Origin of the sequence: Legionella sp. 27cVA30, assembly GCF_024160945.1 — a bacterium.
In the GTDB taxonomy this organism is placed as follows: Bacteria; Pseudomonadota; Gammaproteobacteria; order Legionellales; family Legionellaceae; genus Legionella_A; species Legionella_A septentrionalis.
The window spans coordinates 236,045-257,159 of the sequence record NZ_JAMYXK010000002.1 but is presented as its reverse complement, the minus strand read 5'-3'; the positions used below and the strand labels follow the sequence as shown (position 1 = coordinate 257,159).

Here is a 21,115-nt window from a genome sequence, read left to right as displayed (position 1 = left end):
TGTCTTATTATAATTAAATTAAACCGTTACAATTTGTCACCAGTTGAAAGTTAAGTTCATGTACGTTCAATCAGTAACAGCTAGGAAAAGCCTTTGACAAACACTCTAATTTAAATAATCATCGCAATAGATAACCATTAAATTAAACTTTCATCACGATTTTTTTAACTCCCAAATTAATTAGCCCTAATCCGTCCAAAACAAGGCCGACCCTAACCCGACATATCAACCCGACACAAACCCGACATAGCAAGATTCAGTATCAGCAGGAAGAAAAGACTAATCTTACCGCGATTTAGTGGTCACTAACCTCTGAAATTTACCCTGCACATTCGAACTCAAATGGCGCCTTATAGTCAAGGGCAGAATGCATTCTTTGCTGATTAAAATAGCCCTCAATGTATTGAAATACGCTAAGCTTAGCTTGTTCCCTCGTTTGATAGCAGTAGTTGTGAATTAACTCCACTTTTAGCGTATGAAAAAAACTTTCAGCAACCGCATTATCCCAGCAGTTCCCTTTTCTACTCATACTGCCAATAAGCCGATTCTGCTTGAGTAATTGTTGATATTGGAGTGAACAATATTGGCTGCCGCGATCAGAATGAACGATAACCTCTTTAGGAAATTTACGCCTAAATAAAGCCATGGAGAGCGCGTCACATACTAAATTTTTTTTCATGCGCTTATCCATAGACCAACCTATTACAGCACGTGAGTACAAATCGATTACTACTGCAAGGTATAGCCATCCTTCCTGGGTACGAATATAGGTAATATCGCACGCCCATTTTTGATTATTATTTCAATCAAAATTAAATAGCACACTAAAAAAATTGGAAAATCTGATCACGCTACATCTATCGCTTGCTGATAAACGTGATAAAGAAATAATCAAAGATTATATTAAGGCTTGTTTCTCTGGAAAATGGTTCAGCATAATAGATAGGTTTCAAGATACTCCCGAGGTTAAATTAGGTAAGGTCTCTCTCAAGGATTTAGAGGATAGAATAAATTCCAGAACAAAAGAACTTGAAGAGAAACGGGCTAATTATTGAATCTTGAAAGTACACCCAGAAGTACACCTAGCAGTATTTTTGATTTTTAAGAAGTTTACCTAATAAATCTTTAACTTATTGATTTTAAAGGGGAACTTTTGGTCGGGACGGCGGGATTTGAACCCACGACCCCTAGCGCCCCATGCTAGTACGCTACCAGACTGCGCCACGCCCCGACAGGAAGCGGAATAATAACTGGTCTTGGCTTAAATAACAAGGATGTACTCGCGTAAATCTGCTAAAAGTTCATGGAGCCTTGAAAGGCTCCGGATGTTAGATTACTTTCTGTATACTTCTCGCCACCAGCTGCTATTGGTTGAAGAAACCCAATCAGCTTGGCGCAATTTTGTTACAAATTCTTCTGTTTTTTCAGGAGTAGAGTGTTCTTTGTCCAGCTTGATGCACCAATCCCAGTCGCCGGAGGTAGACCATATTTCCTTCACGCCCGGCCACTTGGATACTTTGTCTGTATCAGTCCAGGATTCCTTTGTTTTTAAAAATATAACGCTATTCCATGCTGCCATGTTTTTATCTCCTTATTTTTATTTGCAAGCGTAGCGCCTGGATCTAAATAGTAGGACAAAAAAAGCAGGCTTTCCAACAGGATAAATGCTGGCAAGTTTAAAAACTTGCCTTTAAGTTATCCAAAAGCATTAATCCCGGTAATATGTTTGCCCAATACCAGGGTGTGCACGTTATCTGTGCCCTCATAAGTATAAACTGATTCCAAATTCAACATATGGCGAATGATGGGATACTCCAGGCTGATGCCGTTAGCTCCCAATAAATTGCGGCAGGAACGCGCTATCTTCAATGCTTCCCGGCATGCATTCCCTTTCGCCAAAGAAATCATGACAGGCGTATCGCGGTTTTCATCTTTAAGCCGGCCAATTCGTAAATTTAAAAATTGTGATTTAACAATTTCAGTGTACATTGCCGCCAAGTCTTTTTGAATCAACTGGAATGAAGCCAAAGGCTTGCCAAATTGCTTGCGCTCAAGTAAATAATTGCGGGCTACGTCAAAACAACCGATGGCAGCTCCCATAGCTCCCCAAGCAATACCATAGCGTGCTTGACTCAAACAACTGAGTGCCGCCCCCAAACCCCGCTCGCTCCCTGGAAGCAAATTTTCATCAGGCACGAACACATCATCGAACACCAATTCGCCGGTGAGCGAAGCGCGCAGAGACATCTTCATTTTTATTTCTTTACGTGTAAACCCGTTAAATTCTTTTTCAACTATAAAACCGCGAATCCCTTGCTCAGTTCTTGCCCACACGATAGCAATGTCGGCAATTGGTGCATTGGTTATCCACATTTTGGCACCATGCAGGCGCCAGCCGCCATTAACTTTGCGCGCCATCGTGCGCATGCTGGCCGGATCTGAGCCTGAATCAGGTTCAGTTAAGCCAAAACAACCGATTACTTCTCCCGCAGCCATAGCAGGTAAAAACCGCCTGCGTTGCTCTTCGTTGCCGTAGCGGAAAATCGGGTACATGCACAAAGAACTTTGTACCGATACAAAACTGCGCAAACCGCTGTCGCCTCGTTCCAATTCCTGGCAAACCAAACCGTAAGCTACGTATGATGCAGCAGCACCACCATACTCCGCGGGTAAAACCAAGCCTAAAAGCCCCAAATCAGCCGATTTTTTTATCAGCTCACGCGGAAAAACGGCCTCTTCAAAAGCATCTGCCATGAGCGGCGTCACCTCGTTATCGACGAAACGGGCCACGCTGTCGCGAATCATACGCTCATCATCTTGCAGCAACTCATCCAGAAATAGTAAGTCGTCCACTTTCTTTCTCCTTATTCGTAGAATGCAATGCCATTACGGCAGCAATAATTTTGTCGCGACTTGGCAACAAATATTGCCAGGATGTACCAAGCGGGATAAAGCAATCCTCTCCCGTAATGCGTTTTATTTTTATACGCGAAGAAGCTTGCTCGAGTAACAAAGCCATCAAACCCTCGCTTACAGAACCACTGCGGCGGCCTTCATCCACAATCAGTATCCGTTTTGCCTTAGCGGTTTCCCGTAAAATAGCCTCGGCAGGCAATGGACTTAACCAGTGCAAATCTACAATTTTCACCATGATTCCGTGTCGCTCTTCCAATATTTTTGCGGCTTGCCTGGACAAATAATATCCATTTCCATACGTGAGGATAACGGTATCACCCTTCCCATATGTACTCACTTCAGCAAACGGAATACTGGTATCAAGCGCTGGATAGTCAAATAGCCAACCATTATCACCTGTCTCATGTAAATCTTTGGTCATATAAAGTGCGATAGGTTCCAGAAAAACCACTACCCGGCCTTGCTCTTGCGCCAGGCGCAGGCAGGTGCGCAGAAGTTTTGCTGCATCAGGTCCATTGGATGGACATGCAACGATGACGCCTGGAAGGTCACGCAAAACGGCAATGGAATTATCGTTATGGAAATGCCCGCCAAAGCCTTTCTGATAGGCCAGGGAAGCAATGCGAATCACCATGGGATTTTGATATTGGCCATTTGAAAAAAAGGAAAGTGTGGCTGCTTCCCCCCGCAATTGATCTTCTGCGTTATGGAGATAAGCAAGGAATTGTATTTCCGGAACCGGTAGAAAACCATTGTGAGCAAGCCCAATGGCAGTACCTAAAATTGTGGTTTCATCCAAGAGGGTATCAAATACACGGCGCAGGCCAAAGCGGGCCTGCAGGTCGGCAGTGACCCGGTAAACCCCGCCTTTTTTTCCTACATCTTCACCAAATATCAACATATTGGGATACTGCAGCATAAGATCAGTCAGAGCAAAATTAATATGCTGCGCTAGGTTACGCTTCGCCGTTAATTGTGAATAAGACGCTGCAAACCGCTGCTTCCGGCTTGCCTCATCCGGAATTGGATAATTTTGCAGTTTGTTAACCTTTGGCAGCAAAGAAGACATGACCGCTTCAGCATTCGCCAATTGCTGACAATTTATCACCTCAATGGCCTTCGCTTTAATGAGAGCACGATTGTCTTCGTATAAATCAATAATGGCATTTTGCGTCATCCACCCTTCGCGATACAGTAATGCTGCCGTATGTAAAAGCGGATCATCGGCTTCGGTTTGCTCAATTTCCACTTGCGTACGATATTGAGATTCAATGTCTGAACCAGCATGCCCCAATAACCGTACACAACGCATGTGTAAAAATACCACTTGTTTCTTTACCCGTGCGAGTTGCTCTGCTTGCAAGGCTTTGCGGTAGCAATCCGCTATGTTTAAACCATCGCAGGCAATGTAGTGAATATTTGGCCGGCTCTTTATGGAAAGTTCAATCCAGTTTTGCGGAGTAGGCACCGAAATACCCAGTCCATTATCTTCACAAATAAATATTAGCGGCAACGGGTAGTGCTGTTCCACAATCCAGGCGCTGGCATTTATTGTGGTTTGTGCCGATGCATGGTTGGTCGATGCATCGCCAAAAGAGCACAAAATCACCGAATCGCCAGGTAATTTACTCGGAACATGCAACTCTGTAGCGCGCCTAATCGAAAAAGCTGCGCCCAATGCTTTGGGCAAATGCGATGCGATGGTTGAAGTTTGCGGCGGGATGTACAAGGGCACGCTGCCAAATACTTTATGACGCCCCCCGGCAATAGGATCATCTGCCGCGGCCACTAAAGACAATAAGATATCGCGCACACCGTCGCAACCTCCACATTGCTTTGCACGCTGTAGATAAAAAGCTGCACTGCGATAGTGCAGAAATGCCATGTCGGTATGCCTAAACACCTGGCCAAAAACCGCATTGCCTTCGTGACCACTGCTGCCTATGGTGTAATAAGATAAACCTTTTTCCTTAAGCTGGCGCGCGATTAAGTCAAGCTGACGTGATTTTATTTGTGAATCAAAAAGGTCGATGGCGGTTTTTTTATCTAACCCGGCCTCAGTGGGCGTAGTTTTCGTTTTAGGTTCGGGAAACTCGGCTTGCCTGACCCGCTTAATAAATTGTTCATCCACAACGCTTGCTCGGTCTAACATGATAACACCCTGTACTGTTAGCGCTTGTTTATCAGACAAGCTTTTTATAGCTCGCAAAGAGCTGATTCCATTCTCGTCAAAGGATCTGAGGGACAAGATTTTACCTGACTCAACGTCCGGATCTTTGCAGAAATATAAAAGCCGCCCGCCTTAACGACGAATCAGTATAGTGAAAGGACTTTCAAAAAAACAAGCATATGAGCAAAAAATACCGGCAGTGGTAAGAACAGAATCCATATCCTACAATTTAACAAGAACCGCAGGGAGCATGTCATGAAACGCGCACTTTTATATGTATGTTTTCTTCAGCTTACCGCTTGCGGTTTTACTAACCCCACCATCATAGAAACGCGAGAAGTGCTGGTTAGCCCGCCTAAAAAAATTACATTCTGCAATGATGGTACAGTGGATGTTACCTGCACGAAAATTAAATATTACTGAACCGATTCTTTATCATTTGCAAACCACCCCTTATAATTTGGCTTTAACTGAGAGCCAAAATGAAACGCATTGTTTTAATTTTATTGCTTTTTTATCTGCGACCAAGCCATGCTCTGCCTGAAAATTTTGTTTATCTGCATGAGTTGGCGCCAGAAATTATTGAAGAGATACGCTATGCCAGCAGCAATAATTTTATGGGACAACCGGCTCCAGGTTACGTGAGTCCTCGCTGCGTCCTAAGCCGGCCTGCCGCCTTGCAGTTAAAGCAAGCACAAGAAGCCATCCGGGCGCAAGGATACACCATCAAAGTATATGATTGTTACCGGCCCCAACAAGCCGTGAATGCTTTCTACACCTGGGCGCAAGATATGAATGACACGCGGATGAAAGAAGCTTTTTATCCGTCTGAAATAAAAGAAGCATTATTCAGTAAAGGCTATATTGCTCTACACTCCGGACATACGCGCGGCAGTACAGTTGATTTGACCTTGGTTAAACTCCCACAGGCAAACTCAACGCAAAAACCAGAAGATAACGCGGTGGATATGGGTACACCTTTTGATTTTTTTGACGAGCGCGCCGCAGTGTTTTATCCCAAGTTAGCAAAAGAGCAAAAAAACAACCGCATGTTATTGCGAAAATTAATGATTGCTAATGGCTTTATCCCCTATGAGAAGGAGTGGTGGCATTTTACCTTGAAAAATGAACCTTATCCCGAGACCTATTTTAATTTTTCTGTTCAGTAGTTTCACAGAAACTTTACGGAGATGACGTGTCACTCTTTAAAGCCGATTAACCAAGCCTGTTATGCCGCAACGTCCTATAGTTAATTTACCTGTTTGCTAATGAAAACTCATGAATAAATATCTCCTGTTGGCAGTACAAGCCCTGCCCCTTCTCATTACTCTAGGGATGCTTGCTATTTTCTGGTTATTGGGCGCTGGGCAATGCATCACTTTTGAAACTTTACAAACTTATTATCCATCGGGAAAAGCATGGGAAATTTACTGATGTCGGGTAAAAGCCCAGATTTTAATATCCTGCTGAAACCGCAAGTCATCTTTTTATTGCCAGGACTCGTCCTCTTGTCATTATTCCCTATTTTTTATAAAAATTTTATTGCAAGATAAAAGAGATAAATTAAGAAATCTTAGCCGTTAGCAGCTGGTTAAACTCATGCATGCGCATGGCTTGCGCAAGATGCGGCCCGTTACCGATTTTGCAGCCTAGCTCAAGCAAACCTTGCAGTGTATTTTCATCCGGAATCCCATCGGCAACTACGGTGAGATTCATGGATTCTGCCAGTTTGATAATGGCACGCACAATGCTGTGTTTTTTCTCGTCCTTCATCATGTTTATAACGAATGACTTATCGATTTTTATTTCATTGATGGGAAAATTGGTCAAATATAGGAAGGATGAATAGCCACTGGCAAAATCACTGATGGTAATCGTTACCCCTAGAGCGGCTAATTGATTAAGCACATTAATTGAGCGGGTTTGATCGCCAAGGCAGGTTTTTTCAGTCAATTCGATGTTCAATAACGGTGGCGGAACACCATCTTTTTTGATGAGCTCTTCGATCAACCCCGGCAATGCCATGTCCATGCTATAAAGATAAGTTCTCATATAAATGGGTTGCTGCATGTGCTGCCAGCGCGCCAATTGTTTTATTGCATTCTGTAAGGCATACAGCGTTAGATTTTTTACCAAAGGCGTTCCTTCCACCACTTCAGCAAATTTTTCATTGTTGAACATGCCGTATTTCGTATGATCAAAATTTAAAACAGTTTCAGCGCCTATTATTTTTTTCTCTGCGAGATTGAAATCCGCTTGCAGCAAGATTTCAATTTCTGCATGTTCAATTGCTTCGGTAAGTTCTTTTAACATCATAGGTTTTGCTTTGTAATTGCTGCTCATGGTCGCTTCATACACGGCATGCGGCTGATTTTCTTTTTCAGCATGAAACAATGCCATCATGGCATGATTTAATAATTCTTCATCATTTTTGCCGTGATTTGGGTAAAGTGCGACCCCGGCAGTTGTTTGTATATCGAGGTTACTGCCATCAATCATAAAATTGACGGATGTATCTTCAATAATATTGGATAAAATATCTTCCAGATTATGCTCTTTGCGCAACCGGGGAATTAAAATGGCAAACTCGGCAGCTTGCAGGCGAGCTACCATGTTCATACCCATATAAGCCTGCAACATATAGGGTTCCAGCAATATGGATTTCAATTTTTCAGTAAACTGCAACAAGAGACTGTTTGCACTAAAGTTCCCGAAATTATAGTTAATCTCTTTAAAATTGCGGATGGCTAACACAATTAAGGCCAATTCTTCCCCTTTTTGTATTTGTTGTATAGCTTGATTCATGCGCTGGCTTAGCAAACGATTATTAGGAAGATTGGTCAAACTGTCGTGATTACTTTCGTATTTAAGCTTTAATTCAAGATCACCGCTTTTAGTCGCCATTTCCCTGGTTTTATCTTCAATAATGGATTCAGCCTTGCTGGCTAATTCATAACAAAACGATTGTCCCCAGTATGCAAACATGAATGGAGTAATATCCAGAGCCCATATGGCAGGGTTGCTTGTTTGCGCCGCAATCATGCCTTCGAGGCTTATCCTGCCGGTTAGTTGATAGGAAACCAACATGGAAGCCAGGAGAATACTGGTTAAAGAAATAATCAAACCCAGGATGGCATAACGGTTAACATGGCCCTTTAAGATGCTTGAAGTAAGCGCAAAATGCCTTTTGATATTCATAATACGCGATCACTTTGATGAATATACAAAGGAAATCGGCAAATTTTGCTACAACTTTAACCGCCAGAAACATAGCCATGCTTGCGCATTAAAACAGTATCCCGGCAATTGTGTATATCCCTAAACACACGATTAAACTGCCGGCGAGCAACATGACAATTTGCGGGTGCAGGCGACGCACTAAAACAGCAGCCAATGGGGCACAAATTCCACCGCCTAAAATTAATCCTGCGATAAGAGGCCAATTGCCAATCCCCATGGTGAAAAAAAATGTACTGGAAACTGTTAGAGTAATTATAAATTCAGTCAAATTAACCGAGCCTATTGTATAATGGGGAGTCGCTCCTTGCATCAGCAAGGTAGAACTCACTATCGGCCCCCATCCCCCGCCACCTGCGGCATCAAAAAATCCGCCAAAGAAACCTAAAGGCATAATCCCCCTGGCATGATCGGAGGGTTTGCGGTGCAATACTTTTTTCACAACAAAGTTTTTAATGGATTGTATAACTTTCCCTTCCTGAAAGACTTTATATAAAATAAAACATCCTACCAAAATTAAATAACTGGCAATAAAGGGTTTGGAAATATAATCCGGTATTTTAGTCAATACTAAAACACCTAAAATACAGCCAATCATCCCGGGAATGACCAAGCGCCTAAACAAGGCATAATCCACATTTTTAAACATTGCATGAGAAAAACCGGAAATGCCGGTTGTGACAATTTCGGCAGTGTGCACTGAAGCGCTGGCTACTGCAGGAGAAACTCCAAAACTAACCAAAACCCCGGTACTGATAACTCCATATGCCATCCCTAATGCCCCATCAACCATTTGGGCACAAAAACCAACCAGTGCAAACAGCAAAATTTGACTAAGCATATTTATTAATCCGATCAATTCCCTTTCCTGCAATCAGCGTAAAACTGCAAGACGGTCAGCATGGCAGCCATAAGTTTAGATAATTGCCACATCAATGAAAACCGCATTGGTAATCGCTTGCAAGCGATTATTGAAATAGCCCTTGCTGATCCAGGTAAGCTTTATTTCCTTACGAGAAATAAATCAAGGCCATAGTTAGGATAAAAATTATAGCGGCTCATCAACAAGCCATTCATTTCTTTAATATATTCGGTACGGGGAAGGAAGTCTAACAAAGAATTAATTTACCTTGGCGGACAAATGGGGGCGCTGCTTAAATGCGGTCTGGAAATAATCCACACTGCAGTGTGTCGCAACACCACCGTCTTGAAAATAGTACAGTTGGGAAATCACAGAGTAACTTGAACTTCGAAGCGTTTTTACTACGATACCAACTATAATCGCGATGATTACAATACCTCAACTTCTTCAGCTTGCGGACCTTTTTGACCTTGGCCGGCTTTAAACATAACGGTTGCGCCTTCTTTTAAGGTCTTGAAACCATTTGCTTGGATGGCACTAAAGTGGACAAAGTAATCTTTACCATTGCTTTCGATAAAGCCGAATCCCTTGCTTTCATTAAACCATTTTACAGTGCCCTGTACTTTATCTGACATTAACTACTCCTTAGTGGAAAAATTTCCTAGGTATTTTTATACGCTTGACCAAGCGTGTCAATAGCTGGCGGGCTATTTTGTATATAAATTCTTCGTTGGGAACTACTCTTTTACAGTATGCCCGCACCCCTCTTTAGGGCAAATAACCTGACGACCGGAACGCTTGCTTTCTTTTATAGTCAGTACTGGCCATGCACATTTGGGGCAAGATTGAGCGATAGGCTCATTCCATAAAGCATAATCACATTTTGGGTAGCTCGCGCATGAAAAAAAGATTTTCCCCTTGCGCGACTTTCGTTTAAGCAACGTGGCATTATTACATTTTGGACATTGCACCCCAGTATCCGCAGGTTTTTCTAGTGGTTCCATATAATTACAGTTTGGATAATTACTGCAACCAATAAAACGCCCGTAGCGGCCTGTTTTAATATGCAGAGCACCCTGACAGCTCGGGCATACCCGCCCTGCAACTACGTCAGGCTCAGGTTTTTCCCCTGCCTGAGCGCTTAAATCTTGGGTGTAATCACAATCAGGATAGCCTGTACAGCCAATAAAGCGGCCCCGCTTGCCAAGGCGAATAGCCAAAGCCTTGCCGCATTTCGGGCATGCTTCTTCAAGCATTTCCGTAGTCACATCTTTGCGTTGTACTTGTTCATCAATTGCCTGAATTTTTTGGATAAAAGGTTGCCAAAAATCTTCCAGTACAGGGACCCATTCTTTTTCGCCGCGGGCTATAGCATCCAGCGTGTCTTCAAGATGCGCCGTAAACTTATAATCTACATAACGCGTAAAATAATTAGTTAAAAAATGGCTGACAATGCGGCCAACATCCGTCGGATAAAAGCGCTTTTTATCCACAACCACATATTCACGCTGCTGCAACGTATGAATAATGGTTGCATACGTGGACGGCCGGCCGATATCAAACTCTTCCAATGCTTTGACTAAAGAAGCCTCTGAATACCTTGGTGGCGGTTCGGTGAAGTGTTGGTTAGCTTGGATATCGAGCAAGGCCACTTTTTCACCAAGGATGAATTTCGGCAATACCATTGCCTGCTCATCTTCTTTGCTGTCATCCCGGCCTTCTTCATATACTTGGAGGAAGCCTGGGAAAACTACTGTTGAACCACTGGCCCGAAAAATATTGTCCTGTCCGCAACGTAAATCAACTGCTACCGTATCCACCAGCGCTTCAGCCATTTGACAAGCAATGGTACGTTTCCAAATTAAATTATAAAGCTTGAACTGATCAGCAGTTAAATGCGTTTGCATCGCCTCCGGAGTGCGGTTTATGGAGGTAGGGCGAATGGCTTCATGCGCTTCTTGTGCATTTTTTGATTTGGTTTTATACATACGGGGACTCTTAGGCACATTTTCATCCCCATAGCGTTTAAGAATATAATCGCGTATTTCTATTACAGCTTCAGCAGCAAGGTTTACTGAATCGGTACGCATGTAAGTAATCAATCCCACAGTGCCCGTGCCGATATCAATCCCTTCATATAATTGTTGGGCGACCATCATGGTTTTTCGGGCGGTAAATCCCAATTTGCGTGCAGCTTCCTGCTGCAGGGTAGATGTGATGAAGGGTGCAGCCGGATTACGCTTGCGCTGTTTTTTCTCAATATTATCTACTACAAGGAAACCGCCTGCTTCCCGTAATAGTGTATTTTTAGCCTCGAGTGCTTGTTGCTCTTCATGGATGGTAAATTGCTGCAGTTTTTCCAGACGATATTGAGTTAACCGTGCTGCAAACGGCATGCCACCATGTTCGCACTGCGCGATGATTTTCCAATATTCTTGCGCAACAAAACGTTCAATTTCTTCTTCACGCTCCACAATAAGCCGCAAAGCCGGACTTTGTACACGGCCAGCCGACAAACCACGCCGTACTTTTTTCCACAACAAAGGGGAAAGATTAAAGCCCACTAAATAATCTAAAGCACGTCTGGCTTGCTGGGCATTCACCAAATCCATGGAAATAGCACGTGGATTCTCAATGGCTTCCTGAATTGCTGATTTAGTGATTTCATTGAAAAAAATTCGGTGCACGTCTTTGTTTGTTAACAGATTACGCTCTTTCATGAGTTCATAGACATGCCAAGAAATAGCTTCACCCTCCCGATCCGGGTCGGTCGCCAGCAGGAGCGAATCAGCTTTCTTCAAAGCTTTGGCGATTAACTCAATATGACGGGAATTTTTTTCAATAGGAGCATACGTCATTGCAAAATGACGTTGCGGGTCGACAGAACCTTTCTTAGGAGGCAAATCGCGTACATGTCCATAAGAGGCAAGCACATCGTAATGATCACCTAAGTATTTCTGAATGGTTTTGGCTTTTGCAGGCGACTCTACAATAACTAAATGCTTGCTCATGGAAAGTAAAACCTCTTGAATTGATCTTAATGCAATATAGAGTTATCTTTCTTTTGATATAGCACAAGATCAAGAAAAGCAAGTTGTTTCTCATCCAAATTTTCTGCAAGCGTATTACGGATCGCCCACTTGGTTTCTTCCAGGGTCACCATGCTGGAATCTGAAAAAACAAGTTGATTAATAATTAATTCCAGGGTCGTTGCGTCAATAATTTCCCAAGTTAACATGCGCATTAAAAATTGGTAACTTGCCTTAGTAAATTTCATCTGCTCGTCATAAGTAAAAACACGCATGGAGTTCGTGTGCGCCGGCTTGATGAATTCGGAAACGATCGCCCCTTTTTCAGAAGCGAGGGAGGAATAAATATCAACTTGGCTGTCTTCGGCAGAATTTCTTTCGCTGTCGGCTAAATAATTTTCTTTTAACTTGCTTAGCGTTTTCTCAAATAAATTTAACAACAATTCGAACAAGCTGTCTTTCATAATACACACCTTATATAACCGCCAGGCACCGCTTTTACAATACCTTGCAATTCTAGCCCGGCCAAGCCACAAGCCACGTCTTCAATACTTAAGCCACTGCGCATCGCAATTAGATCGACAGAGGTCGTTTCAAAACCAATGCACTTTACTAGTTTTTCATCCCCGGTTGCAAGAAGAACCGGTTTACTCTCATCTAATCCTGCGGAATCAAGACGCAATTCATTTAAAACATCTTCACTTGAAGTGACCAACTTAGCCCCTTGCTGTAATAAATAATGGCATCCTTGTGTTTGAGAATTATAAATAGAACCCGGGATTGCTAACACATCGCGATTTTGGTCAAGTGCTAACCGGGCTGTAATTAAGGAACCGCTTTTTATTGCTGCTTCAACAACCAATGTGGCTAATGACAAACCGCTTATTATACGATTTCTGCGGGGGAAATGTCCAGCAACCGGGGGTGTACCTAAAGGAAACTCCGACAGTAAAAGACCTTGTTGCGTTATCTTGCGAGCCAGCTCTTGATGCCGACGTGGATATATGCAATCCACTCCGGTCCCCAGCACAGCAATGGTTTGCCCATCGGCATCAAGGCAACCCGCATGAGCTTCCCCATCAATACCCAGGGCCAAGCCGCTGACGATGGCTACACCATGCGCTGCCAGTTCAAATGCAAACCGTCTCGCTGTTTCTTGTCCGGGTATAGTGGGCTTGCGCGTGCCTACAATGGCTACAGTTGGCGCGTGTAATACGGATAAATCCCCTATGGCGTACAATACAGGAGGAGGGTCATAAATTTCTTTTAACAAGCGTGGGTAGGCAATATCATCTAAAGTTAACACATGATGATTGCTGGCAGCATCTTGCCACTGCCAGTCTTTATCCACTTGTGTAAAGTCAAATGTCTTAATAGCATAGGCAAGCTTGTAAGGTAAGCCTGCCGCTTCTAATTCAGCCATAGATAAAGCAAACAACTCGCCAAGTTCAGGCCAACGTTGTACCAGCTTGCTTACCGTACGCGGCCCAACCAGCGGCATCCGGTTCAAGGCTAACAAATAATGCTTGTTGTTCATGGATTAGTCACCGTATCCATTATGTTTATGGCACGGATTGAGCGTACCACCAAAGCAAAGCTCGTGCGGGTAAACGTGCGAAATACCATGACTTCGCCAATACGTTCCGGAGGCAGTTTTACACATTCCCCTGTGCAACGAGGATTTGGAGCGCCACCCCCTTCACTGTACACCCCCAAAACATCCCCGGCCTGCAACCCTGCATCCTTGCCTTTATCAATAACGACCACAAGCCCTACTGCACCTTGCGAATAATCGCCGGGCAAATCAATGATCATGCCACGCACTTGGCAAGATGGGGTCTTAGGTTCAAAGGTTAAGTCAAATTCCGGGTAATTGCGGGGCATCACACGATCCTTCAATTCAACTGCCTGAATGATGTCCGTCAACAAAATAGTGGCCGGATCCCCGCCTCTTACGAGTTCGGCATAAGCCACGAGGTTGGCTTTATAACCCAGAAAACACTTGGTAACCGGGTTTCGGTATTCACCGCAAGGTCTGTACAAAGCATAAGAAAAGGTGGCTCCTGGAAGTGGACAAGGCGGACAGAGGTTCTTCACATAAACATTATCTCCCTGGCTTCCCAACATATGTTCCGTAGTAAAGGCAAGCACAAAAGGTGCATTGGTGAGCGTATCGCGATCGAGCACCAAAGAAGCATCCAGGAAGGGCTTAATATCGCTCAGCGGAATCGGTGGGATAGCTTCTTCAAGCGGCATGGGGCGCATGTAGGGTGATAATTTTACCGTACCATTTGACAATACCCTTAAATAAGGATTGCGTTGATGATAACGTAACTCAAGAACTGCTCCTGGATAAAGGCGGTCAGGATTTTTTATTTGCGGATTCGCATGCCAAAGAGCTTTCCACTCCCAGGGATAAGCAAGATAACGATTGGCAATATCCCATAAAGTATCACCAGGCTGCACGACGTAACGCGCAGGAGCATTGGAGCGCAAAGTTAACGAATGCGAGGCGGTTACAAATAAAATGAGACAAATAAAAAGGAGCTTATATCGCATGCAACAATCCTTGTCTTGGCTGGTTTATCGCAAAAATTCCCTGGCACGGATTTGCCATGCCGCTTCCGCTATTTAACTCAATACTAACGCAAGTTACGCTACTTGCTACCCGATAGTGTATTGGGCGATAATACCATGCAATGATTGTTGTTAAACAGTGCAAAATGGCCATACGTAAAATTATCTATTTACCCGATCCAAGATTACGACGGGTTGCAAAAAAAATTGAAGTATTTGATGAAGAACTGCAAATTTTAATCGAAGACATGTTTGATACGATGTATGCTGCAAAAGGCGTAGGGCTTGCTGCGCCGCAAATTGGCATTGATCTGCGTCTTTCGGTAATTGATGTAATAGGCGATAAAACGCAGCAACTCGTGTTGGTTAATCCTGAAATAATTGCCTCAGAAAATCCGATTGAATATCAGGAAGGCTGTCTCTCAGTTCCTGGAGCCTACGATACCGTTGTCCGAGCAGGCAAGGTAACAATCCGCGCTCAGGATCGTTACGGTAAACCATATGAAATGAGTGCTGAGGGATTATTGGCTGAATGCTTCCAGCATGAAATTGATCACTTGAATGGAAAATTATTCGTAGACTTACTATCCCCGCTAAAAAGAGCATTGGCGAGAAGAAGGCTCGAGAAATTCCTACGGCAAAAAACACGCAAAACATGAAAAAGTTAAATATTGTTTTTGCGGGCACACCGGAATTTGCCCTACCTTCTTTACAAGCCATTGCGCTATCCGGCCATAATCTGGCAGCAATATACACGCAACCGGACCGCCCCGCTGGAAGAGGCCGGCGCTTGCAAGCCTCGCCAGTAAAAGAATGGGCGGAAAGTCAGCATGTGCCTGTCTATCAACCTGTTAATTTTAAAGAGCCGCAAACCGTAACCGAGTTAGCGACTTTAAAACCTGATCTTATGGTAGTGATTGCTTACGGGCTCATTTTACCGCGAGCGGTACTTGAAATCCCGCCTCATGGTTGCATCAATGTCCATGCTTCGCTATTACCCCGTTGGCGTGGCGCGTCCCCCATCCAGCATGCTGTTTTGCATGGAGATAAAGAAACTGGCGTTACCATCATGCAAATGGATGTTGGCATGGATACCGGCAATATGTTAGCCAAAGCATCTTGCTTCATTCATCCAGAAGAAACAGCCGGACAATTGCATGATCGCTTGGCGCAATTAGCGGTCGCACCTTTGCTTGCAGCTTTACATGCATTGAGTCAGGGAAGCATAATAGGTGAGCAACAAGATTCTTCTCAAGCCACTTATGCCCCTAAAATAAACAAGGAAGATGCATTAATTGATTGGCATAAACCGGCCGAGGAAATCGACCGGCAAATCCGTGCCTTTAACCCCTGGCCTATTGCTTACACCCATGCTAATGAGGAGCCTGTACGTATTCATCAAGCTCACATCATACCGCAAACCTATGAGGGTTCTCCTGGCACCATTGTCGCTTTAAATAAAAAAGGCATGCTGGTTGCAACCGGCAAGCATGCCTTACTGGTCCAGCGCTTGCAATTTGCAGGCGGGAAGGCCATGTCGGTCGCTGACTGGTTAAATGCCGCACGTAACCAGCTGTATCTTGGCTTGGTTTTACGATGATGAAACCAAATGAACGCTTGCTTGCTGTTCGCATTTTGACCCAGTTGCTGCAGGAAAAAAAACCATTATCGCATTTGCTGCAAACCGCCCCCCCTTTTACCAAAGAACTTTGCTTTGGTGTTTGCCGTTTTTATTTTGCTTTAGAAGCATTGGTTACTCCGTTATTAAAAAAAAGGCCAAAAGAATTAGAAATCTGGCTCAGCCTATTGCTCGGTATTTATCAATTGCATTATCTGCATACCCCGGATTATGCCGTTGTTAAAGAAACCGTCGCCTTGCTGGAACAATTGAAAAAACCATGGGCTAAGGGTTTAATCAATGCCGTTTTACGCAATTTTTGCCGGCAAAAAGAAACCATTATAAGTAAGATATACGATTCGCCAGCCTATAAACACAACCACCCTCGCTGGCTGCTGCAAGAGATAAAAACAACCTGGCCTGCAAAATGGGAAGCGATACTTAGTGCGAATGATGCGCACCCGCCCATGAGCTTGCGCGTCAATAATGCACGCATCAGTACTGACGCTTATTTAAACCGGCTGCAGGAAGCGCATATTGCGGCACACAAGCATCCCCATGCACCAGCATGCCTCGTTCTTGCTGAGCCTTGTCCTGTGGAAAAGCTTCCAGGTTTTGCCGCGGGTGATGTATCGGTGCAAGATGCTGCGGCTCAGATGGCTGCTTTACTGCTACAGTTAAAACCAGGACTTCGGCTCTTGGATGCCTGTTGCGCCCCTGGAGGCAAAACCTGCCATATTCTGGAAAGTGAACCTGATTTGGCATGTTGTGTAGCCGTCGACGCCGATCTTAAGCGCTTGGAGCGGGTACAAGAAAATTTACAACGTTTGCATTTGCAAGCAACTCTCGTAGCCGGAGATGCTTCTGTTCCGGATGCCTGGTGGGATGGCAAACCCTTCGACCGTATTTTAGTTGACGCACCTTGCTCTGCTACAGGCGTGATTCGCCGCCATCCAGACATTAAATTGTTGCGCACAAAAAATGAAGTTACGAATGCCGCCAAATTGCAGGAAAAAATATTGGACGCATTATGGCCGCTTCTTGCTCCAGGCGGGCTCATGGTTTACGCTACCTGTTCGATATTGCCAGAAGAAAACGAACAACAAATTGCTCGTTTCATCGATAGGCATCTGGATTGTAAACCCCTCATGCACCCGCATGCATGGGCACATGCAACAGGGCATGGTTGGCAAATTCTACCGGGTGAAAACAATATGGATGGTTTTTTTTATAGCGTTCTTAGTAAACAATCATGATTAATTGGCCTTTCGTTGGGGTTTTATTTGTTCTTTCCATTCCGGGAATACTGATTGCGGTACCCCGCTTAATCCGTTTTTTACTAAAAACGAGCTCGGAAGAACTTAAGAGGCGAATCAGCAAAATCGCCGTTGGGCAAACCCTGCTCATGGTGTTTGTGATGAGCATGGCAGGCAGTGTATTATCCATTCCCACCGGCTTAGGAGCAAAAGCCTTAGCCATGCTGCTGTCTGCACACCCGCACCTGGATTTCTGGCAAGACACGGCTTTGTTTATGTTTCTTTACACTGCCGGCGGTTTACTGGTTTTCCTTGTCTTGTATTATGGTGTGGTTTCCTGCTTTCTTGATGCAACTGCTTTACTGCAACTGCAAAAAATTCGTGCAGCCATCGGCTTAGACGGCAGCATGCTTTACAGCGTCGCTGAAGAAATACTAGCGCGTTGGGGCTTACTGAATGTTTGTGCTTTTTTTGCCATTCTTTTTTCACAGCAGCGACATGCCATCATTATCTGTAGCGCTATTTTCATGCAAGCCATTCTTTATGCATTAAGCCAATTACCGCTTTATTTGGCTGCAGGATGTACCCGCGACAGGCGCTTTCTTTATTCATTCCTACTTTTGTATGGTTGGCAAGGAATTTTGTTTGGTTTTATCTTTTGGCAATTTGGAATTTTGGCAACCATCATTGCCCATATGTTATTTCACGCTGGCTGGTGGATTTATGATAAGCCAGAATCACTGCCAGAGAATGTTTCATGCAAACGCTGAAATGGCTGCCAATTGAATTTTTACAACGAGGACGCTATCAGCCAAGAAAAGCATTTGCTGAGGATGCCTTACAGGAACTGGCGCAATCCATTTTATCGCAAGGCTTGATTGAGCCACTCATCGTTCGGCAAAATACGCCTGATTGTTATGAAATCATCGCAGGCGAACGCCGTTGGCGGGCGGCCATGTTGGCTGGATTAACAGAAGTGCCTTGTTTAATAGGCGAATACGGGGAAGAGCAAGCAGCTGCAATTACCTTAATTGAAAATATCCAGCGGCAAGACTTGAATTTAATGGAAGAAGCTCATGGTTATCGCCGTTTATCCCAGGAATTTCATTTCAATCAAGAAGAAATTGCCACCTTGGTTGGGAAATCACGCAGCCACATTGCAAATATTTTACGCCTTTTGACTTTAGCTCCATCCCTTCAGGAAAGAATTGCAAACAAGCAACTTTCTTTAGGGCATGCCCGCGCCTTGGTTGGACTTACCATTGCCGAGCAGGAAATGCTGGCTGGAAAAATAGAAGCACATGGCTGGTCAGTGCGTCATCTTGAAAAAAAAGTTCAAGATTTAAAAGCCCGAAACTCAGCCTCGCCCAATGGTGCGGAAACTCCTGATAAGGTTTTTTTGGAAATGCAATTAGCCGAGCAAATAGGAGCTCCGGTGCAAATTGTTCCGGAAGATGGTGGCGGATGGCTAAAAATAAAATTTTATGATAACGACACCCTTTCGGGACTTCTGGAACGCATGGGCTTGCGCTATGATTAATACTTCAACGCAATCTTTCTTTTGCACCAATTTCTAATCATTTATTTTTGGAGCTCCCAATTGATGAAAAGGATTCTGCCTGCCTTGTTGTTTGGAATCGTATGTTTAAGCGCACATGCCACTACGTTAAAAAGGACAGTGGATCACTTGATTAACCAGGTGGATCCTTCCATCAATATGGGCGTCTCAATAATCGATTTAAATACAGGAGAAAATTTATACCAGCGCAATGCCACCCGTCTTTTTATCCCGGCAAGCAATATGAAATTGTTTTCAGATGCTGCAGCACTTATGGTCTTAGGGCCCGATTACCGTTTTAAAACGCAATTAAGCACCAATGCCACGCTTCTTGAAAATGGCACGTTAAAAGGCTCGGTTTTTTTACATTTGCCTGGCGATCCGTCCTTTATGCAGGATCATTTATCTGATTTACTGTTAAAGCTGAGTGAATGGGGAGTAAAACGCATCCAGGGAGACGTCGTATTAGTCAGCAACCATCGTTTTGTTGCCAGTCACGCACCAGGATGGGTGGTACAAGACTTTAAATACGGTTATGGTGCTCCCATTGCACCGGTCGTGCTCGATGAAAACCGCTTAACCATTACCATAAACCCTGCTCACCAGGCAGGCAAGCCAGCACTGGTAGAAATTAGTGATCACAGTGCAAACTTATTAATTAACAATCAGGTTGAAACCAAGCCACAAACAAAAGGATGCGGCATCGGCTTTAGCATGGATGAAGACAATCGCTTGACTGTGCGCGGGTGCGTGGGCGTGGGCCAATGGGCTGTGCAACAACGCATTGCCATTACCAATCCTCTGCGCTATACGCAAGAATCGATTAAATCACAATTGACTGATTTACAAATTGGTCTGGATGGTCAAGTCTTACTCGGCAATGCGCCTCCCGGTACACTGCTTTTAGCCAGCCATGATTCAAAACCTATTGCGCAATTAATGGCTGATACGCTAAAGCCCTCTGATAATTTATATGCTGACAGCCTTTATCTACATACTGCTGCAAAACTCCATGGCGCTCCTGTAGATTGGCAGCAAGCGCAAGTAGTTCTTAAGAATTTTATCCAGCAGCAAACCGGGATTAATATGCAAAATGCAGTGCTCACGGATGGCTCGGGTTTATCGCGCTATGATCAATTAACTCCGCAACAAACAGTAGGCTTGTTGCGTTTTCTGCACGAGCGTTTCCCGCTTGCATATGAATACATCGCGGCTTTACCTGTTGCAGGTCAGGATGGAACGTTGCAAAAGCGTTTCCGCAAGCCCACCCAGCAAGGATTAATCCGGGCTAAAACAGGCACCATGACTGGTGTCATTGGCCTTTCAGGTTATTTATATACGGCCAATGCGCATACGCTGGCATTTGCCATTTTCGTGAATGTACTCCCTGGAACGAAACCTGCTGTTTCTGGCCGTTACCGTTCTCTGGTTGATGCTTTATGTGATTTCTTTTTACAACAAAAACCTAATTATAACCGGTTTCTTGGGCCTAAAAACGCCCATGCACGCGTGGCTTATCAGCAACATCCAACTCAAGCCGATTTGCAGCGCAATAGAAAAGCGAAATGGCGCCAGCTTGAAACAGCAATAAAACAGGCAGTGAAAGGGCAGGCAGTTACCGTACTGTTTCGAAATAATGAATTAATTTTGCAAGATTACAATGTAAATGTGGGGCAAGTTTGGTCAACTTTGCAACAACTTAGAAAAAGATACGCTTTTGCCGTAGCCCTTAATAGCCCAACTCCCCCAAACAGAGATTCGACTACTCCGCTATTATTGTGGATAAAACCAAGACCTGGCGTTAACGCCCAAGGATTACGCACCTGGACAATACGAGAGGCATTGAGTTAGAGAATTTAATAAAACCTTAATTAATTTGCGCTATGATAAAT

Annotated in this window: 21 protein-coding genes, 1 tRNA gene and 1 pseudogene; 11 read left to right on the top strand and 12 right to left on the bottom strand. The window is 44.1% G+C overall.

Going from position 1 to position 21,115, the window contains the following annotated elements; translation table 11 throughout:
- Positions 1–319 precede the first annotated feature (319 nt).
- A pseudogene (locus NKV53_RS06485) lies at positions 320–796 on the bottom strand (IS3 family transposase); the annotation flags it as partial.
- A 37-nt stretch (positions 797–833) separates the two neighbouring features.
- On the opposite strand from NKV53_RS06485, the gene NKV53_RS06480 reads away from it, so the two are divergent.
- On the top strand, positions 834–1,055 hold the full coding sequence (locus NKV53_RS06480; RefSeq protein ID WP_253350870.1) for a hypothetical protein: 222 nt from the start codon (positions 834–836) through the stop codon (positions 1,053–1,055).
- A 99-nt stretch (positions 1,056–1,154) separates the two neighbouring features.
- Here NKV53_RS06480 and NKV53_RS06475 read toward each other — a convergent pair.
- The 4 genes from NKV53_RS06475 to NKV53_RS06460 form a co-directional block, all read right to left on the bottom strand.
- A tRNA-Pro gene (locus NKV53_RS06475) sits at positions 1,155–1,231 on the bottom strand.
- Between the two features lie 102 nt (positions 1,232–1,333).
- Positions 1,334–1,579 (bottom strand): hypothetical protein, encoded by a 246-nt coding sequence (locus NKV53_RS06470; protein WP_126953678.1) that lies wholly within the window; start codon positions 1,577–1,579, stop codon positions 1,334–1,336.
- Between the two features lie 116 nt (positions 1,580–1,695).
- Entirely contained in the window at positions 1,696–2,853 is a 1,158-nt protein-coding gene (locus NKV53_RS06465; RefSeq protein ID WP_127032504.1) for an acyl-CoA dehydrogenase family protein, read from the bottom strand.
- Positions 2,828–5,068: a thiamine pyrophosphate-dependent enzyme gene (locus NKV53_RS06460; protein ID WP_127111057.1), complete on the bottom strand. Its 2,241-nt coding sequence runs from the start codon at positions 5,066–5,068 to the stop codon at positions 2,828–2,830. Before NKV53_RS06460 ends, NKV53_RS06465 begins: the two co-directional genes overlap by 26 nt.
- A 273-nt stretch (positions 5,069–5,341) precedes the next feature.
- On the opposite strand from NKV53_RS06460, the gene NKV53_RS06455 reads away from it, so the two are divergent.
- From NKV53_RS06455 to NKV53_RS06445, 3 genes are all read left to right on the top strand, one after another.
- On the top strand, positions 5,342–5,509 hold the full coding sequence (locus tag NKV53_RS06455; protein WP_158614968.1) for a hypothetical protein: 168 nt from the start codon (positions 5,342–5,344) through the stop codon (positions 5,507–5,509).
- Between the two features lie 59 nt (positions 5,510–5,568).
- Positions 5,569–6,255: a M15 family metallopeptidase gene (locus NKV53_RS06450; RefSeq protein WP_126953681.1), complete on the top strand. Its 687-nt coding sequence runs from the start codon at positions 5,569–5,571 to the stop codon at positions 6,253–6,255.
- 109 nt (positions 6,256–6,364) lie between these two features.
- Positions 6,365–6,520 carry a hypothetical protein gene (locus NKV53_RS06445; RefSeq protein ID WP_158614969.1) on the top strand — a complete coding sequence of 52 codons (156 nt, stop codon included), beginning with the start codon at positions 6,365–6,367 and terminating at the stop codon, positions 6,518–6,520.
- Between the two features lie 129 nt (positions 6,521–6,649).
- Here the strand turns inward: NKV53_RS06445 and NKV53_RS06440 are convergent, their stop codons facing one another.
- Both NKV53_RS06440 and NKV53_RS06435 read right to left on the bottom strand, forming a co-directional pair.
- A complete protein-coding gene (locus tag NKV53_RS06440; RefSeq protein ID WP_126953682.1) occupies positions 6,650–8,284 on the bottom strand; it encodes a bifunctional diguanylate cyclase/phosphodiesterase in 1,635 nt (544 codons plus the stop codon).
- Between the two features lie 88 nt (positions 8,285–8,372).
- Positions 8,373–9,164, bottom strand: a complete 792-nt coding sequence (locus NKV53_RS06435; protein ID WP_126953683.1) for a sulfite exporter TauE/SafE family protein — start codon at positions 9,162–9,164, stop codon at positions 8,373–8,375.
- A gap of 60 nt (positions 9,165–9,224) precedes the next feature.
- Here NKV53_RS06435 and NKV53_RS11900 point away from each other — a divergent pair, with 60 nt between their 5' ends.
- Positions 9,225–9,359 carry a hypothetical protein gene (locus NKV53_RS11900; RefSeq protein ID WP_256478814.1) on the top strand — a complete coding sequence of 45 codons (135 nt, stop codon included), beginning with the start codon at positions 9,225–9,227 and terminating at the stop codon, positions 9,357–9,359.
- A 254-nt stretch (positions 9,360–9,613) separates the two neighbouring features.
- On the opposite strand, the gene NKV53_RS06430 is transcribed toward NKV53_RS11900, so the two are convergent.
- The 5 genes from NKV53_RS06430 to NKV53_RS06410 all read right to left on the bottom strand — a co-directional run bounded on the left by NKV53_RS06430 (position 9,614) and on the right by NKV53_RS06410 (position 14,773).
- Positions 9,614–9,820: a cold-shock protein gene (locus NKV53_RS06430; protein WP_126953684.1), complete on the bottom strand. Its 207-nt coding sequence runs from the start codon at positions 9,818–9,820 to the stop codon at positions 9,614–9,616.
- 102 nt (positions 9,821–9,922) lie between these two features.
- Positions 9,923–12,196: a type I DNA topoisomerase gene (gene topA, locus NKV53_RS06425; RefSeq protein WP_126953685.1), complete on the bottom strand. Its 2,274-nt coding sequence runs from the start codon at positions 12,194–12,196 to the stop codon at positions 9,923–9,925.
- A gap of 26 nt (positions 12,197–12,222) precedes the next feature.
- Positions 12,223–12,678 (bottom strand): DUF494 family protein, encoded by a 456-nt coding sequence (locus NKV53_RS06420; protein WP_126953686.1) that lies wholly within the window; start codon positions 12,676–12,678, stop codon positions 12,223–12,225.
- The gene (gene dprA, locus NKV53_RS06415) at positions 12,675–13,751 is read right to left on the bottom strand and encodes a DNA-processing protein DprA (RefSeq protein WP_126953687.1); all 1,077 of its coding nucleotides are present in this window, start codon (positions 13,749–13,751) and stop codon (positions 12,675–12,677) included. The genes NKV53_RS06420 and dprA overlap by 4 nt, the downstream gene beginning before the upstream one ends.
- Complete coding sequence (locus NKV53_RS06410) at positions 13,748–14,773, bottom strand: LysM peptidoglycan-binding domain-containing protein (RefSeq protein ID WP_126953688.1); 1,026 nt, start codon at positions 14,771–14,773, stop codon at positions 13,748–13,750. Before NKV53_RS06410 ends, dprA begins: the two co-directional genes overlap by 4 nt.
- A gap of 164 nt (positions 14,774–14,937) precedes the next feature.
- Here NKV53_RS06410 and def point away from each other — a divergent pair, with 164 nt between their 5' ends.
- From def to dacB, 6 genes are all read left to right on the top strand, one after another.
- The gene (gene def, locus NKV53_RS06405) at positions 14,938–15,450 is read left to right on the top strand and encodes a peptide deformylase (RefSeq protein ID WP_233579603.1); all 513 of its coding nucleotides are present in this window, start codon (positions 14,938–14,940) and stop codon (positions 15,448–15,450) included.
- Positions 15,447–16,391: a methionyl-tRNA formyltransferase gene (gene fmt / locus NKV53_RS06400; RefSeq protein ID WP_126953690.1), complete on the top strand. Its 945-nt coding sequence runs from the start codon at positions 15,447–15,449 to the stop codon at positions 16,389–16,391. The genes def and fmt overlap by 4 nt, the downstream gene beginning before the upstream one ends.
- Positions 16,391–17,665 (top strand): 16S rRNA (cytosine(967)-C(5))-methyltransferase RsmB, encoded by a 1,275-nt coding sequence (gene rsmB, locus NKV53_RS06395; protein WP_126953769.1) that lies wholly within the window; start codon positions 16,391–16,393, stop codon positions 17,663–17,665. Before fmt ends, rsmB begins: the two co-directional genes overlap by 1 nt.
- On the top strand, positions 17,662–18,435 hold the full coding sequence (locus NKV53_RS06390; protein WP_233581851.1) for a CPBP family intramembrane metalloprotease: 774 nt from the start codon (positions 17,662–17,664) through the stop codon (positions 18,433–18,435). The genes rsmB and NKV53_RS06390 overlap by 4 nt, the downstream gene beginning before the upstream one ends.
- Positions 18,423–19,205 (top strand): ParB/RepB/Spo0J family partition protein, encoded by a 783-nt coding sequence (locus NKV53_RS06385; RefSeq protein WP_126953692.1) that lies wholly within the window; start codon positions 18,423–18,425, stop codon positions 19,203–19,205. Before NKV53_RS06390 ends, NKV53_RS06385 begins: the two co-directional genes overlap by 13 nt.
- 63 nt (positions 19,206–19,268) lie before the next feature.
- Positions 19,269–21,074, top strand: coding sequence for a D-alanyl-D-alanine carboxypeptidase/D-alanyl-D-alanine-endopeptidase (dacB, locus tag NKV53_RS06380; RefSeq protein ID WP_127032509.1), 1,806 nt, complete (start codon positions 19,269–19,271; stop codon positions 21,072–21,074).
- The last annotated feature ends 41 nt before the right edge of the window (positions 21,075–21,115 follow it).